This window comes from Aeromonas sp. MR7, from assembly GCF_963899385.1.
GTDB lineage: Bacteria > Pseudomonadota > Gammaproteobacteria > Enterobacterales > Aeromonadaceae > Aeromonas > Aeromonas bestiarum.
Genome location: NZ_CAWQXH010000019.1, coordinates 1 through 1,313, shown reverse-complemented (window position 1 = coordinate 1,313; position 1,313 = coordinate 1). Strand labels below are relative to the sequence as shown.

The 1,313-nt window shown below is 49.9% G+C and carries 1 rRNA gene; it reads left to right on the top strand.

Annotated elements, in window-relative coordinates:
- Positions 1-156: 156 nt before the first annotated feature.
- Positions 157-1,313, top strand: a 23S ribosomal RNA gene (locus tag AACW87_RS11835); the annotation flags it as partial.

The following is a 1,313-nucleotide window of genomic DNA, read 5'->3' as shown; positions in this document are numbered from 1 at the left end:
TGCTCTTTAACAATCTGGAAAGCTGATTTAAAAAGTAGTTCTCAAACATTTGTTACAAGTGCTTTGGAAACTTCTTGGCGAAAACCAAAATTTATTTTGGTCCTTGTTGTACAGCAACAAGTCGCGTCGTTTCGACGACACTTCTTGGGGTTGTATGGTTAAGTGACTAAGCGTACATGGTGGATGCCTTGGCAGTCAGAGGCGATGAAGGACGTACTAACCTGCGATAAGCTGTGAGAAGTCGGTAAGAGACGCTATTACTCACAGATTTCCGAATGGGGAAACCCACCCAGCACAAGCTGGGTATCTATTACTGAATACATAGGTAATAGAGGCGAACCGGGAGAACTGAAACATCTAAGTACCCCGAGGAAAAGAAATCAACCGAGATTCCCTCAGTAGCGGCGAGCGAACGGGGATTAGCCCTTAAGTTTCTTGGAAGTTAGTGGAATGGTCCTGGAAAGGCCAGCGATACAGGGTGATAGCCCCGTACATGAAAACGACCTTGAAGTGAAATCGAGTAGGGCGGGACACGTGACATCCTGTCTGAATATGGGGGGACCATCCTCCAAGGCTAAATACTCCTGACTGACCGATAGTGAACCAGTACCGTGAGGGAAAGGCGAAAAGAACCCCTGTGAGGGGAGTGAAATAGAACCTGAAACCGTGTACGTACAAGCAGTGGGAGCCCTTCGGGGTGACTGCGTACCTTTTGTATAATGGGTCAGCGACTTACATTTTGTAGCGAGGTTAACCGTATAGGGGAGCCGTAGGGAAACCGAGTCTTAACTGGGCGTCTAGTTGCAAGGTGTAGACCCGAAACCGGGTGATCTAGCCATGGGCAGGTTGAAGGTTGAGTAACATCAACTGGAGGACCGAACCCACTAACGTTGCAAAGTTAGGGGATGACCTGTGGCTGGGGGTGAAAGGCCAATCAAACTCGGAGATAGCTGGTTCTCCCCGAAAGCTATTTAGGTAGCGCCTCGGACGAATACTACTGGGGGTAGAGCACTGTTTGGACTAGGGGGTCATCCCGACTTACCAACTCCATGCAAACTCCGAATACCAGTAAGTAATATCCGGGAGACACACGGCGGGTGCTAACGTCCGTCGTGAAGAGGGAAACAACCCAGACCGCCGGCTAAGGTCCCAAAGTTCTGGTTAAGTGGGAAACGATGTGGGAAGGCTCAGACAGCTAGGATGTTGGCTTAGAAGCAGCCATCATTTAAAGAAAGCGTAATAGCTCACTAGTCGAGTCGGCCTGCGCGGAAGATGTAACGGGGCTCAAACCAGGCACCGAAGCCGCGGATTCA